This is a genomic window from Hafnia paralvei ATCC 29927 (genome assembly GCF_001655005.1).
GTDB classification, from domain to species: Bacteria; Pseudomonadota; Gammaproteobacteria; order Enterobacterales; family Enterobacteriaceae; genus Hafnia; species Hafnia paralvei.
Window position 1 is genome coordinate 141,375 of sequence record NZ_LXET01000010.1, and the last position, 15,331, is coordinate 156,705.

12 protein-coding genes are annotated in these 15,331 nt (G+C 48.6%); all 12 read left to right on the forward strand.

Annotated features, from left to right (window positions below; genetic code table 11):
* The first annotated feature begins 118 nt into the window (after positions 1 to 118).
* The 12 genes from ispU to accA all read left to right on the forward strand — a co-directional run bounded on the left by ispU (position 119) and on the right by accA (position 15,240).
* A complete protein-coding gene (gene ispU / locus M988_RS04075; RefSeq protein ID WP_008814512.1) occupies positions 119 to 880 on the forward strand; it encodes a (2E,6E)-farnesyl-diphosphate-specific ditrans,polycis-undecaprenyl-diphosphate synthase in 762 nt (253 codons plus the stop codon).
* 9 nt (positions 881 to 889) lie between these two features.
* A complete protein-coding gene (cdsA, locus tag M988_RS04080; protein WP_064572952.1) occupies positions 890 to 1,741 on the forward strand; it encodes a phosphatidate cytidylyltransferase in 852 nt (283 codons plus the stop codon).
* A 25-nt stretch (positions 1,742 to 1,766) separates the two neighbouring features.
* Positions 1,767 to 3,122, forward strand: a complete 1,356-nt coding sequence (gene rseP / locus M988_RS04085; protein WP_061059632.1) for a sigma E protease regulator RseP — start codon at positions 1,767 to 1,769, stop codon at positions 3,120 to 3,122.
* 37 nt (positions 3,123 to 3,159) lie between these two features.
* Positions 3,160 to 5,547 (forward strand): outer membrane protein assembly factor BamA, encoded by a 2,388-nt coding sequence (gene bamA / locus M988_RS04090; protein ID WP_008814509.1) that lies wholly within the window; start codon positions 3,160 to 3,162, stop codon positions 5,545 to 5,547.
* A gap of 174 nt (positions 5,548 to 5,721) precedes the next feature.
* The gene (skp, locus tag M988_RS04095; protein WP_008814508.1) at positions 5,722 to 6,219 is read left to right on the forward strand and encodes a molecular chaperone Skp; all 498 of its coding nucleotides are present in this window, start codon (positions 5,722 to 5,724) and stop codon (positions 6,217 to 6,219) included.
* 3 nt (positions 6,220 to 6,222) lie between these two features.
* A complete protein-coding gene (lpxD, locus tag M988_RS04100) occupies positions 6,223 to 7,245 on the forward strand; it encodes a UDP-3-O-(3-hydroxymyristoyl)glucosamine N-acyltransferase (RefSeq protein ID WP_008814507.1) in 1,023 nt (340 codons plus the stop codon).
* A 281-nt stretch (positions 7,246 to 7,526) separates the two neighbouring features.
* Positions 7,527 to 7,982, forward strand: a complete 456-nt coding sequence (gene fabZ, locus M988_RS04105) for a 3-hydroxyacyl-ACP dehydratase FabZ (protein ID WP_004094325.1) — start codon at positions 7,527 to 7,529, stop codon at positions 7,980 to 7,982.
* 3 nt (positions 7,983 to 7,985) lie between these two features.
* Positions 7,986 to 8,774 (forward strand): acyl-ACP--UDP-N-acetylglucosamine O-acyltransferase, encoded by a 789-nt coding sequence (gene lpxA / locus M988_RS04110; protein ID WP_008814506.1) that lies wholly within the window; start codon positions 7,986 to 7,988, stop codon positions 8,772 to 8,774.
* Positions 8,775 to 8,777: 3 nt separating this feature from the next.
* Complete coding sequence (lpxB, locus tag M988_RS04115; protein ID WP_061059633.1) at positions 8,778 to 9,968, forward strand: lipid-A-disaccharide synthase; 1,191 nt, start codon at positions 8,778 to 8,780, stop codon at positions 9,966 to 9,968.
* Between the two features lie 42 nt (positions 9,969 to 10,010).
* Entirely contained in the window at positions 10,011 to 10,604 is a 594-nt protein-coding gene (rnhB, locus tag M988_RS04120) for a ribonuclease HII (protein WP_039190216.1), read from the forward strand.
* Positions 10,605 to 10,785: 181 nt separating this feature from the next.
* Positions 10,786 to 14,268 (forward strand): DNA polymerase III subunit alpha, encoded by a 3,483-nt coding sequence (gene dnaE / locus M988_RS04125; protein ID WP_008814503.1) that lies wholly within the window; start codon positions 10,786 to 10,788, stop codon positions 14,266 to 14,268.
* A gap of 12 nt (positions 14,269 to 14,280) precedes the next feature.
* Positions 14,281 to 15,240: an acetyl-CoA carboxylase carboxyl transferase subunit alpha gene (gene accA / locus M988_RS04130; protein WP_004094320.1), complete on the forward strand. Its 960-nt coding sequence runs from the start codon at positions 14,281 to 14,283 to the stop codon at positions 15,238 to 15,240.
* Positions 15,241 to 15,331: the final 91 nt, after the last annotated feature.

The window sequence follows — 15,331 nt, forward strand, 5'->3', positions numbered from 1 at the left end:
GAAACACTTGGTTGTTTAATACTCGGTTCAGTTTGTGCAATTGATGTCGCGTGGGCTAGGTTGAGCTTGCAGATGAGTTTTACTTTAGCACCATGCTTTTGAGGAATTGATTACACGTATGTCTTCCACTCAATCACCAATGACTGACGGGATAGTCTGTGGTCCACAGCACGTCGCTATCATTATGGACGGCAATGGACGTTGGGCGAAGCGTCAGGGCAAAATGCGTGTATTTGGTCATAAAGCTGGGGTGAAATCGGTACGTCGTTCCGTACGTTTCGCCGTTAGCCATGGCATCAAGGCGTTAACGTTGTATGCGTTTAGCAGTGAAAACTGGAACCGCCCTGAGCATGAAGTGAGCGCTCTAATGGAGTTGTTCATTCGTGCATTAGACGGTGAAGTGAAAAGCTTGCATAAGCACAATGTGCGTCTGAAAATTATCGGTGATATTGGTCGCTTTAGCTCTCGCTTACAGGAACGCATTCGTCGTTCTGAGCAATTAACTGAAAATAATGATGGGCTAACGTTAAATATTGCCGCTAATTATGGTGGGCGATGGGATATCATGCAGGGCGTGAAAACGTTGGCTGCTCAAGTTAAGGCCGGAGTTCTTCAGCCTGACGATATCACTGAAGACTTGTTAAGCCAGCAAGTTTGCTTACACGATCTGGCTCCGGTTGACCTCGTCATTCGGACCGGTGGAGAGCATCGGGTCAGCAACTTTTTGCTGTGGCAAATTGCATATTCCGAGTTTTATTTTACGGACGTGCTGTGGCCTGATTTTGATGAACTTACCTTTGAAGGTGCACTTAATGCATTTGCACAACGCGAGCGCCGCTTCGGAGGAACTACACCTATCAACGCACCTGATGCGCCATAGGGGGATCTCTTGCTGAAGTCTCGCATTATAACCGCTTTAATTTTGGTGCCAATTGTCATTGCGGCGCTGTTTTTATTACCTCCCGTTGGTTTTGCGATAGTGACTTTAGTCATATGTATGCTGGCCGCTTGGGAGTGGGGACAACTTGCTGGGTTTACGACAAACTCGCAGCGTATCTGGGGGGCGGTGATCTGTGGCTTAGTACTGGCTGCAATGCTGCTTAGCCTGCCTGAATTCAACCGTAGCGTGCATCTTCCGCTCATAGCCGGTTCGCTATGGACAGCCGTTGTCTGGTGGATTGTTGCGTTGTTACTCGTGTTGTTCTATCCAAAATCTGCAAGCTGGTGGAAGCATTCACGCGTGCTGAAAATTATTTTTGGCGCCGCGACGATTATCCCGTTCTTTTGGGGAATGATTGCGCTACGCCAGCATGGCTATGAAACCGATCACTACCAAGGGGCATGGTGGTTGCTGTATGTCATGTTCCTTGTGTGGGGCGCAGACTCTGGTGCTTACATGTTCGGCAAGCTATTTGGCAAAAATAAGCTGGCACCAAAAGTTTCCCCAGGCAAAACATGGGAAGGTTTTATTGGTGGTTTGATCACCTCAGCGCTTATTTCCTGGGGATTTGGTTTGTATGCACCGCTCTCCATAAATCCCAAAACCCTACTGATTTGTTCAATTGTGGCCGCATTAGTGTCGGTGTTAGGCGATTTGACTGAAAGCATGTTCAAACGCGAGGCCGGTATTAAAGATAGTGGTCATCTGATCCCTGGACATGGTGGTGTTCTGGATCGTATTGATAGTTTGACTGCGGCAGTACCAGTGTTTGCATGTCTTATGCTGTTAGTGTTTTACTAGTCTGCTTGAGACAGGGAGCTTGCCAATGACCAATATACTCTGGAGCCTGATTGCGTTTTTAGTGGCGCTTGGGGTGTTGATCACGGTTCATGAATTCGGCCATTTTTGGGTCGCTCGTCGCTGTGGGGTGAAAGTAGAGCGCTTTTCTATTGGCTTTGGTAAAGCTTTATGGCGACGCATTGACCGCAGTGGAACCGAGTACGTAGTTGCGCTGATCCCACTTGGTGGCTATGTCAAGATGCTCGATGAGCGGGTAGAGACTGTTGCCCCAGAGTATCGCCACCAAGCGTTTAATAATAAAACGGTTTGGCAGCGAGCAGCGATCGTGAGCGCAGGGCCTATTGCTAACTTCCTATTTGCCATCGTCGCTTACTGGTTAGTTTTTGTCATCGGAGTCCCCAGTGTTCGTCCGGTTATTGGTGAGATTGTTCCCCAATCTGTCGCTGCTCAGGCAGATATTTCACCAGGATTGGAACTAAAGTCCGTTGCAGGTATCGAAACGCCTGATTGGGATGCAGTTCGCTTGGCACTGGTGGGGAAAATCGGGTCTAAAGAGACGACGGTTGAAGTCGCTCCGTTTGGCAGCGAAAATACGACGCGGAAAACTCTGGATTTAACTCATTGGCAGTTTGAGCCAGATAAGCAAGATCCGGTTGTTGCGTTGGGTATTATGCCACGTGGGCCACAGATTGAGCCGATTTTAGCTGAAGTTCAGAAGGACTCTGCTGCTCAGAAAGCGGGTTTGCAAGTCGGCGATAGGATCGTTAAAGTCGATGGTCAGCCATTAAAAAACTGGTTAACTTTCGTTAAGCTGGTTCGCGAAAGCCCTAACGAAAGCATTGCGGTGGAAGTCGAGCGCAATGGAAATACCCAATCAGTGCATTTAACACCAGACAGTAAATCTGTTGGTGCAGGTAAAATCGAAGGCTTTGCTGGCGTTGCGCCAAAAGTGATTCCATTACCTGAAGAGTATAAAACGATTCGACAATATGGGCCGTTTATGGCGATTTATCAGGCCAGTGATAAAACTTGGCAGTTGATGAAGCTTACGGTCTCTATGATAGGCAAACTAATTACTGGTGATGTAAAGCTGAATAACCTGAGTGGGCCGATTTCGATCGCGCAGGGCGCAGGGATGTCAGCGGAGTATGGGTTAGTGTATTACCTAATGTTTTTGGCGTTAATCAGCGTCAATTTAGGAATTATTAACCTGTTCCCACTCCCAGTACTTGATGGTGGTCACTTGCTCTTCTTAGCGATTGAAAAGCTAAAAGGGGGGCCGGTTTCCGAGCGAGTTCAAGACTTCAGTTACCGCATCGGTTCTATTTTACTGGTGTTGTTGATGGGGCTTGCACTTTTCAATGATTTCTCGCGCCTTTAAGGGACGGGATTTAGGTTAGGAAGAACGCATAACAACGATGGCGATGAAAAAGTTGCTCATAGCGTCGCTGCTGTTTGGCAGCGCAACCGTATACGGTGCAGATGGATTCGTAGTGAAAAATATTCATTTCGAAGGCCTGCAGCGGGTCGCCGTCGGTGCGGCGTTACTTAACATGCCGGTTCGCGTTGGCGATACCGTCAGCGATGAAGATCTCAGTAACACTATTCGCGCATTATATGCGACCGGCAACTTCGAAGATGTTCGGGTGCTGCGTGATGGTGATAACTTGATCGTGCAGGTTAAGGAACGTCCTACGATCGCGAGTATTACCTTTTCGGGTAACAAGTCTGTAAAAGACGACATGCTGAAGCAGAACCTTGAGGCTTCTGGCGTGCGTGTAGGCGAAGCTCTGGACCGTACAATGCTTTCCAGCATTGAAAAAGGTTTGGAAGATTTCTACTACAGCGTCGGTAAATACAGTGCGTCGGTTAAAGCGGTGGTTACCCCTCTGCCACGTAACCGTGTTGACTTGAAACTGGTCTTTACCGAAGGTAAATCCGCTCAGATTCAGCAAATCAATATCGTGGGGAACCATGCGTTCACCTCTGAAGAATTGATTGCTCGTTTCCAACTGCGCGACGAAGTTCCTTGGTGGAACTTGGTTGGTGACCGTAAATATCAAAAACAAAAACTTTCGGGCGACCTCGAAACACTGAGAAGTTTCTATTTGGATCGTGGCTATGCTCGCTTCAATATTGATTCGACTCAGGTCAGCTTAACGCCAGATAAGAAAGGCATCTATATCACCATTAACATTACCGAAGGCGATCAGTACAAACTGACCGGCGTTGAAGTCAACGGTAATATGGCTGGATACAGTACTGATATCAATCGCTTGACTACAATTGAACCAGGCGAGCTGTATAACGGTGCGAAAGTGACCAAGATGGAGGATGACGTTAAGAAACTCCTCGGTCGTTATGGTTATGCTTATCCTAAAGTTCAGACTCAGCCTGAAATCAACGATGCGGATAAAACCGTTAAGTTGCATATGAACGTAGACGCGGGTAACCGTTACTACGTACGTAATATCAAGTTTGTCGGTAATGACACAAGCAAAGACTCTGTTTTGCGCCGTGAAATGCGTCAGATGGAAGGTGCGTGGCTGGGTAGCGACTTAGTTGATCAAGGCAAAGAACGTTTGAACCGTACCGGTTACTTTGAAACCGTTGATGTTGATACACAACGCGTTCCAGGTGCACCGGATCAGGTCGATGTGACTTACAAAGTGAAAGAACGTAATACCGGTACTTTCAACTTTGGTGTTGGTTTCGGTACTGAAAGTGGTGTCAGCTTCCAAGTCGGTGTTCAGCAGGAAAACTGGTTGGGTACAGGTAATACCGTTGGTATTAGTGGTACCAAGAACGATTACCAGACCTATGCTGAACTCTCGATGACCAACCCGTACTTCACGGTTGATGGTGTCAGCTTGGGCGGTCGTATTTTCTATAACGACTTTAAAGCTGATGATGCGGATCTGTCTGACTATACCAACAGCAGCTATGGCCTTGATGGTACCTTAGGGTTCCCAATCAACGAAAATAACTCGCTGCGTACTGGTTTAGGTTATGTCCATAACTCCCTGTCTGACATGCAGCCACAGGTTGCGATGTGGCGTTACTTGAAGTCTGTTGGCCAGAATCCTAATGATACGGATAAGGCTGACTACACGGCAGATGACTTCACATGGTCTCTGGGGTGGACGTACAACAACGTTGACCGCGGCTTCTTCCCAACTCAGGGTACGAAGGCTTCTCTAAACGGTAAGGTGACGATTCCAGGCTCCGATAACGAGTACTACAAACTCACCTTCGATAGCCAAAGCTATCTACCGCTGGATGATGATCGTTCTTGGGTCGTGATGGGACGTTCTCGCTTAGGTTACGGTGACGGGCTTGGCGGTAAAGAGATGCCATTCTATGAAAACTTCTATGCCGGTGGTTCTAGCTCGGTACGTGGTTTCCAATCGAATAACATCGGTCCTAAAGCCGTTTATCTGAATCCTAATGGTTCTGTTGATCAGAGCAAAACGAGTGATGATGATGCCGTGGGCGGTAACGCGATGGCTGTGGCCAGTGTTGAGCTGATCACTCCAACGCCGTTCGTTGGCGAGAAATATGCTAACTCTCTGCGTACTTCAATCTTTATGGATGCCGGTACCGTTTGGGATACTAATTGGGATAAGAGCGCTTATCCTAATCAGCCAGATTATAGCGATCCAAGCAATATTCGTGTTTCTGCTGGTCTGGCTCTGCAGTGGATGTCTCCACTGGGTCCATTGGTATTCTCGTACGCGCAACCAGTTAAGAAATACGACGGTGATAAAGCGGAACAGTTCCAGTTTAACATCGGTAAGACTTGGTAATAAGCTACTCTATAAAAGCTACTGTATAAGGTATGGGGATACGTCCTCATACCATAATGCATAAGTTCCACTCAGAGCGTTCTTTTATAATGGACGTTGTGAGAGACACTATGGGTCGGTGCCTATGCGGTATACGTGTCGTCGACACATATGGGTGATGGTAAGGAGTCTAAATTGAAAAAGTGGTTATATGCGGCAGGTCTGGGCATGGCATTAGCGGTTTCTGCTAACGTACAAGCTGCTGATAAGATTGCAATTGTTAACGTATCCAGCATCTTCCAGCAGTTGCCACAGCGTGCAACCGTTGCTAAGCAACTGGAGAATGAGTTCAAGAGCCGCGCAACTGAACTGCAGAGCCAAGAACGTGATCTGCAGTCTAAAATGCAAAAACTGCAACGTGACGGTTCTACAATGAAAGCCAGCGATCGTACCAAGATGGAAAAAGACATCATGGCACAACGTGATGCTTTCTCTCAGAAAGCACAGGCTTTTGAGCAGGATAATCGTCGCCGTCAGGCTGAAGAACGTAATAAGCTGTTGAGCCGCATTCAGGATGCTGTTCGTACCGTTGCTAAAGACAAAGGCTACGATCTGGTTATTGATGCAAATGCTGTCGCTTATGCTGATTCTTCCAATGACATCACTGCACAAGTGCTGAAACAGGTTAAATAAGGCATGGCTTCAATTCGACTTGCTGACCTTGCTCAGCAGTTGAATGCAGAGCTTCACGGTGATGGCGATATCGTCATCACCGGCGTTGCTTCTATGCATTCAGCAAAATCGCACCAAATCACTTTTTTATCTAACAGCCGCTACCGTGAACAATTAGCTGCTTGCAATGCAGGCGCTGTGGTGTTGACTGAAGCGGATCTGCCTTTCTGTACATCAGCAGCACTGGTGGTAAGAAATCCTTACCTGACCTATGCATTGATGGCACAGATTATGGATACAACCCCTGCTCCGGCAAAAGATATTGCGCCGAGTGCGGTGATCGATGTGACGGCTCAGCTAGGCAACAATGTTTCTGTTGGTGCCAATGCGGTGATTGAAGAAGGCGTTGTTTTAGGCGACAACGTTATCATCGGTGCAGGCTGTTTTGTTGGTAAATTTACCAAAATTGGTTCCGGCACGCGTTTATGGGCCAACGTTAGCGTTTATCATCAAATTGACATTGGTGAGAATTGTCTGATTCAGTCAGGAACAGTTATCGGCGCTGATGGTTTTGGTTATGCTAACGATCGCGGTAATTGGATTAAAATCCCTCAGCTTGGCACGGTGCGTATCGGCGATCGCGTTGAGATCGGTGCCTGTACCACGATAGATCGTGGAGCATTAGATGATACGATTATCGGTAACGGTGTAATTATCGACAATCAATGCCAGATTGCGCATAACGTTATGATTGGCGACAATACAGCGGTGGCTGGTGGTGTTATCATGGCCGGCAGTCTTAAGATTGGTCGCTATTGCCAAATTGGCGGTGCAAGTGTGATTAATGGTCACATGGAAATTTGCGACAAAGCTGTGGTAACTGGAATGGGTATGGTGATGCGTCCTATCACTGAACCTGGCATTTATTCCTCTGGTATTCCGCTGCAACCCAACAAGGCATGGCGTAAAACGGCAGCTCTAGTGATGAATATTGATGAAATCAATAAGCGTCTGAAAGCCGTGGAAAAGAAAGTCAATAATGACTAACGACTAAAGCTATGCCTTTGTCAGTGAATACAAATTCCTGGCATTTATCCTGTTTTACTGGGTATATACCCAAATAATTCGAGTTGTATTGAAGGCGGCAAGTGAGTGAATCACGATGAGCTTACCCGAGTAAGTGATTCGGATAAGTGAACGTAGCCAACAAAAATGCAGCTCGAAGTATGACGGGGATAAAACGATTTGCGGCCTGCATCATTGTCCTTTGCTGACGTGAGGCGGGCCGTGTTGTTGATGACAATTAGTTTTCCTACAGGAAGAGTATTTTGACTACTGACACTCATACTCTCAATATTTCCGAGATTTTAGAGTTACTGCCGCACCGTTTTCCGTTCCTCTTAGTGGATCGTGTTCTGGATTTCGAAGAAGGTAAATTCCTGCGCGCAGTGAAAAACGTGACTTTTAACGAGCCGTTCTTTCAGGGCCACTTCCCTGGTAAGCCTATTTTCCCTGGTGTTTTAATTCTGGAAGCGATGGCTCAGGCCACCGGTATTCTGGCATTCAAAAGCGTCGGTAAATTGGAACCAGGTGAGCTCTATTATTTTGCTGGTATTGATGATGCTCGCTTTAAACGCCCAGTTCAACCGGGTGACCAGATGATTCTGGAAGTTGAATTCCTCAAAGAGCGCCGCGGCGTAGCTCGCTTTAACGGTGTTGCCAAAGTTGATGGTAAGATTGTTTGCGAAGCTTCAATGATGTGTGCCCGTAGCCGGGAGGCCTAATACGTGATTGACCCAACCGCCTTTATCCATCCAAGTGCCATCGTTGAAGACGGCGCAGTCATTGGAGCCGGTGTTCATATTGGCCCGTTTTGCTATATCGGCTCCCAAGTGGAAATCGGCGAAGGTACCGTGCTGAAGTCCCACGTCGTCGTCAATGGCATAACTAAAATTGGCCGCGATAACGAGATCTATCAGTTTGCCTCTATTGGCGAAGTGAATCAGGATCTGAAATATGCTGGCGAACCAACCCGCGTAGAAATCGGCGATCGTAACCGTATTCGCGAGAGCGTCACTATTCATCGTGGTACTGCGCAGGGCGGTAACCTGACGAAAGTGGGTAGCGATAACTTGCTGATGATCAATGCGCACATTGCGCATGACTGTGTGATCGGCAATCGTTGTATCTTCGCTAACAACGCTACGTTAGGTGGTCATGTTACGGTTGACGATTTTGCCATCATCGGCGGAATGACGGCGGTTCACCAGTTCTGTGTTATTGGTGCTCATGTCATGGTGGGCGGCTGTTCTGGCGTTGCTCAAGATGTGCCTCCGTATGTTATCGCTCAAGGTAACCACGCTACACCGTTTGGCCTCAATATTGAGGGGCTGAAACGCCGTGGTTTCGATAAAGAGTCTCTACACGCGATCCGTAATGCGTACAAGATCCTTTATCGTAGTGGTAAGACACTGGAAGAGGCTAAGCCAGAAATTGCCGAGTTGGCTCAACAGCATGCCGCTGTGCAGCTGTTCGTTGATTTCTTTGAGCGTTCTACGCGCGGCATTATTCGCTAAGCTATGACGTTATCTCAGAACGCCTCTGACTCATTGCCAGCGGATCGCCACTCGCGGCCGCTGACAATCGGTTTGGTCGCCGGGGAAACCTCCGGCGATATTCTTGGCGCGGGGTTAATCCGTGCCTTGAAATCCCGCCATCCTAATGCTCGCTTTGTAGGCGTCGCAGGACCTTTAATGCAAGCCGAAGGCTGTGAAGCTTGGTTTGAAATGGAAGAGCTGGCGGTGATGGGGATTGTTGAAGTCCTCGAACGTCTGCCTCGCCTATTAAAAATCCGTCGTGAGCTAACACAGCGCTTTAGCGAACTAAAGCCCGATGTGTTCGTTGGTATTGATGCACCTGATTTCAATATCACGTTAGAAGGGCGTTTAAAGCAGCGCGGTATTAGAACGATTCATTATGTCAGCCCTTCTGTTTGGGCATGGCGCCAGAAGCGTGTTTTCAAAATTGGTAAAGCAACGGATTTAGTGCTGGCATTTTTACCTTTTGAAAAAGCGTTTTATGACAAATTCAATGTTCCTTGTCGCTTCATCGGTCATACCATGGCGGACGCCATGCCGCTTAACCCTGATAAGCAAGCCGCGCGTCAAGCATTGGGAATAGCCCCAGATGCCTTGTGCCTCGCGTTGTTACCGGGAAGTCGCAGTGCTGAAGTGGAAATGCTGAGCGCTGACTTCTTGAAAACAGCGATGATTTTGCGAGAGAAATATCCTGCGTTAGAGATCGTCGTGCCTTTGGTTAATGCGAAGCGCCGTGAGCAGTTTGAGCGCATTAAGGCTGAGGTAGCACCTGACTTAACTGCGCATCTGCTGGATGGTCAAGCCCGTAATGCGATGTACGCTAGCGATGCAGCTTTGCTGGCATCGGGTACCGCGGCGTTAGAGTGCATGCTAGCTAAATGTCCTATGGTGGTGGGTTATCGAATGAAGCCTTTCACCTTTTGGCTGGCTGAGCGCTTAGTGAAAACCGACTATGTTTCTCTGCCTAATCTGCTGGCACGCCGTGAACTGGTTCAAGAGTTGTTACAGCATGACTGCCAGCCAGATAAATTGGCTGCGGCATTACTGCCATTGCTTGAGGGTGGTGAGTCCACCAAAGCTTTGCAGAAGACCTTCCTCGAATTGCATCAAAGTATCCGCTGTGGCGCTGATGAACAAGCTGCCGATGCGGTGCTGTCATTGGTCAATCAATAAGCTAGTCAATCAATGGGCCGTAATTCAATGAGTGCCAATTTAATTAATGACATTTTTGTCTATCCATCTGCACAGTTTATTGCTGGTGTTGATGAGGTCGGGCGTGGCCCTTTGGTTGGTGCGGTAGTCACCGCTGCGGTTATTCTCGATCCTGCTCGTCCGATTATTGGCTTGGCTGATTCGAAAAAGCTAAGTGAAAAGCGCCGGAATGCGCTGTATGAAGAAATTGTTGAGAAAGCCTTGAGCTGGAGCTTAGGCCGTGCGGAACCGCATGAGATAGATGAGTTAAATATTTTGCATGCGACCATGCTGGCCATGCAAAGAGCCGTCGCGGGGTTATCCGTTGAACCCGATTATGTACTGATCGATGGTAACCGATGCCCTAAACTGCCAATGGCCTCTCAAGCTGTCGTGAAAGGCGATAGTCGGGTTGCAGAGATTAGCGCGGCGTCCATTTTGGCTAAGGTCACACGCGATCGCGAAATGGAAGTTTTAGATGCGCAATTTCCTGAATATGGATTTGCCCAGCACAAAGGTTATCCAACCGCTTTTCATCTTGAGCGTTTGGCCCAGTTAGGCGCAACAGTGCATCATCGCCGTAGTTTTGGGCCGGTTAAACGTGTTCTTGGAATCTGATTGAAACCTCTATATCCGTCATACTTGAAGCCGCATGTGTGGTGACTAAAATTGTTCCTCCTCGTGACGGAATTATCTATTCTGCCAAGAGCTCATGAACTGGACGTCTTCATGCAACGCCAATGATTTAGGGTATAGTGTTCCACGATGAGTAACTGCTTTTTATACGAGTAATTGATTTATGGCTGAACCACGTTTCATACATCTGCGCGTACATAGTGACTATTCCATGATTGATGGGCTGGCGAAAGTCGGCCCATTGGTTAAGAAAGTTGCTGCGCTAGGTATGCCAGCCTTTGCGATTACTGACCACACTAACATGTGTGGGTTAGTCAAATTTTATGGTTCGGCGCACGGCGCGGGTATTAAACCGATCATCGGCGCAGATGTATTTGTCAAAAGCGAATTGTTAGGGGATGAGCTTTCTCATCTCACTATTCTGGCAGCCAACAATACCGGCTACCAAAATCTTACTCTATTGATTTCGCACGCCTATCAACGTGGGTACGGTGCCGATGGCCCAGTTATTGACCGTGACTGGCTGGTTGAATATCGCGAAGGGCTCATCTTGCTCTCCGGTGGTCGCCAAGGCGACGTCGGTAAAATGTTGCTGCGTGGTAATCAGCAACTGGCGCATGAGTGCGTCGATTTTTATCAGCAGTATTTTGCCGATAGTTATTATCTCGAACTGATCCGGACCGGCCGTCCAGATGAAGAGAGCTATCTCCATTTTGCTGTAGCACTGGCTGAGGAGCGCGAGCTGCCGGTAGTGGCAACTAACGACGTACGCTTCTTGGAGCCCGGTGATTTTGATGCACATGAAATTCGCGTGGCGATTCATGACGGTTTTACCTTGGACGATCCTAAACGGCCTAAAAACTACAGCGCTCAGCAATATATGCGCAGTGAAGAGGAAATGTGTGAGCTATTTGCTGACATTCCTGAAGCACTGGAAAATAGCGTAGAAATTGCCAAGCGCTGTAATGTCACGATCCGTTTAGGTGAGTATTTCCTACCGCAGTTCCCAACCGGCGAAATGTCGACGGAAGACTTCTTGGTTGCCAAATCCAAAGAAGGTTTGGAAGAGCGTCTGGAGTTCTTGTTCCCCGATCCGGAAGTACGCGCTAAGCGACGCCCTGAGTATGATGAACGTCTGGACGTTGAGCTAAAAGTTATCAACCAGATGGGATTCCCCGGCTACTTCCTGATCGTCATGGAGTTTATCCAGTGGTCGAAAGATAACGGTGTTCCGGTTGGGCCCGGTCGTGGTTCTGGTGCGGGTTCTTTGGTGGCCTATGCGCTGAAAATTACCGATTTGGATCCGCTGGAATTTGACCTGCTGTTCGAACGATTCCTGAACCCTGAACGTGTATCCATGCCCGACTTTGACGTCGACTTCTGCATGGAGAAACGCGATCGGGTTATCGATCACGTGGCGGAAATGTATGGCCGTGACGCGGTATCGCAGATTATTACCTTCGGAACCATGGCGGCGAAAGCGGTAATCCGCGACGTTGGTCGTGTGCTCGGGCATCCATACGGTTTTGTCGATCGTATATCAAAATTGGTGCCGCCAGAGCCGGGAATGACGTTGGCGAAGGCTTTTGAAGCCGAACCCCAGTTGCCTGAAATCTACGAGGCTGATGAAGAGGTTCGCGCGCTGATCGATATGGCGCGTAAGCTGGAAGGGGTAACACGTAACGCCGGTAAACATGCTGGTGGTGTGGTTATCTCGCCAACCAAAATCACCGATTTTGCGCCGTTATACTGTGACTCTGAAGGTAATCATCCGGTTACCCAGTTTGACAAGAGCGACGTAGAGTACGCTGGCCTAGTCAAGTTTGACTTCTTAGGACTGCGCACGCTGACGATTATCGACTGGGCGTTGGAGATGATTAACGCCCGTCGCGCTAAAGCGGGTGAAGATCCTATCGATATCGCGGCTATCCCGCTCGACGATAAAAAAAGTTTCGACATGCTGCAACGCTCGGAGACCACGGCGGTATTCCAGCTTGAATCGCGCGGCATGAAAGATTTGATTAAACGCCTGAAGCCTGACTGCTTCGAAGATATGATCGCATTGGTGGCGCTGTTCCGCCCAGGACCTTTACAGTCAGGGATGGTTGATAACTTTATTGACCGTAAGCACGGGCGCGAAGAGGTTTCTTATCCTGATGTTCAGTGGCAGCATGAGTCGCTGAAACCGGTACTGGAGCCGACCTACGGCATTATTCTGTACCAAGAACAGGTCATGCAGATCGCACAGGTGCTGTCTGGCTATACGCTGGGCGGAGCGGATATGCTGCGTCGTGCGATGGGTAAGAAAAAGCCGGAAGAGATGGCGAAGCAGCGCTCGGTGTTTAAAGAGGGCGCAGAGCGGATGGGGATCGACGGTGAGCTGTCGATGAAAATCTTTGACTTGGTAGAAAAATTCGCCGGTTATGGATTCAACAAATCTCACTCCGCAGCCTATGCCTTGGTTTCATATCAAACGTTATGGCTTAAAGCACATTATCCTGCTGAGTTTATGGCAGCGGTAATGACCGCCGATATGGATAACACGGAAAAAGTTGTTGGCTTGGTGGACGAATGCTGGCGAATGGGGTTGAAGGTGCTTCCGCCGGATATCAATAGTGGCCAGTATCACTTCCATGTTAACGATGATGGTGAGATCGTTTACGGTATCGGTGCAATTAAAGGCGTAGGTGAAGGGCCGATTGAGGCGATCATCGACGCACGTAACGAAGGCGGACATTTCAAAGAGTTATTTGATTTGTGTGCCAGAACAGACACCAAAAAGCTAAACCGGCGTATGCTGGAAAAGCTGATTATGTCTGGCGCATTTGATCGCTTGGGGCCGCATCGCGCGGCGCTGATGAACTCGCTTAATGACGCATTAAAAGCCGCTGACCAACACGCTAAAGCTGAGGCTATTGGTCAGGTGGATATGTTCGGTGTGCTGGCTGAGGCACCTGAACAGGTTGAGAAATCCTATAGCAGCGTCGCGCCGTGGCCTGCTCAGGTGGTATTGGATGGCGAGCGTGAAACGTTAGGTTTGTACCTAACCGGACACCCCATCACCCAATACCTTAAGGAGATAGAGCGCTACGCCGGTGGCATGCGCCTAAAAGATATGCATCCGACGGATCGGGGCAAAATGACCACTGCGGTTGGTCTCGTGGTAGCTGCACGAGTGATGACCACCAAGCGGGGTAATCGTATTGGCGTTTGCACACTGGATGACCGTTCCGGTCGTCTCGAAGTGATGCTATTTACCGATGCGTTAGATAAATACCAACATTTGCTGGAAAAAGACCGTATCCTGATTGCCAGCGGACAGGTCAGCTTTGATGACTTTAGCGGTGGGCTTAAAATGATCGCCCGCGAGCTAATGGACATCAGTGAAGCACGCGAAAAATATGCGCGTGGGCTTGCTATCTCGCTGACTGACAGGCAAATTGATGACCAGCTTTTAAACCGTCTCCGCGACTCGTTGGAACCACATCGGTCGGGGACGATTCCAGTGCATTTATACTATCAACGTGATAATGCACGCGCTAAGTTAAGATTTGGCGCGGCCTGGCGGGTAACGCCGACAGATCGCCTGCTAGTTGACCTGCGTACTCTGGTGGGTAACGAACAGGTCGAACTGGAATTTGACTAATATAGGAATACTATGAGTCTGAATTTTCTGGATTTTGAACAGCCGATTGCAGAACTTGAAGCGAAAATTGACTCGCTAACTTCAGTCAGCCGTCAAGACGAAAAATTAGATATTAATATCGACGAAGAAGTACAGCGCCTGCGTGACAAGAGCGTTGAGCTGACTCGTAAGATATTTTCTGATCTGGGTGCCTGGCAGGTTGCGCAATTAGCGCGCCATCCGCGTCGTCCGTACACGCTGGATTATATCGAGCATATTTTCACTGACTTCGATGAGTTGGCTGGCGACCGTGCCTACGCCGATGATAAGGCGATTGTTGGCGGTATGGCTCGTTTGAACGGTCGTGCGGTGATGATCATTGGTCATCAGAAAGGCCGTGAAACCAAAGAGAAAATCCGTCGTAACTTTGGTATGCCTGCGCCGGAAGGCTATCGTAAGGCTCTGCGCCTGATGGAAATGGCTGAACGCTTTAAGCTGCCAATTATCACTTTTATCGACACACCAGGCGCATACCCTGGCGTTGGCGCTGAAGAGCGTGGCCAGTCAGAAGCTATTGCACGTAACCTACGTGAAATGTCTGGTTTGACCGTTCCAGTTATCTGCACCGTCATCGGTGAAGGTGGTTCGGGCGGGGCGCTGGCAATTGGGGTGGGTGATAAAGTCAATATGCTGCAATACAGCACCTATTCCGTTATTTCTCCAGAAGGCTGTGCTTCGATTCTGTGGAAGAGCGCTGATAAAGCGCCACTGGCCGCAGATGCGATGGGCATTACCGCTCCTCGTCTAAAAGAGCTAAAGCTGATTGACTCTGTGATCCCTGAACCTTTAGGGGGCGCACATCGTGATGTTCCTGCGATGGCTGCATCACTGAAAGCTCAGTTGCTGGCTGATTTGAGCGATCTGGACGTGCTGGAAACTGAAGAGCTGTTGAATCGTCGCTATCAGCGTCTGATGAACTACGGCTACTGCTAATATCCGCCACACCTCATCTCTATTGTAAAGCCCGGTTATGCCGGGCTTTGTTGTTTTTATCAATCATTCAAATATTGCATTTTTCGAGTAC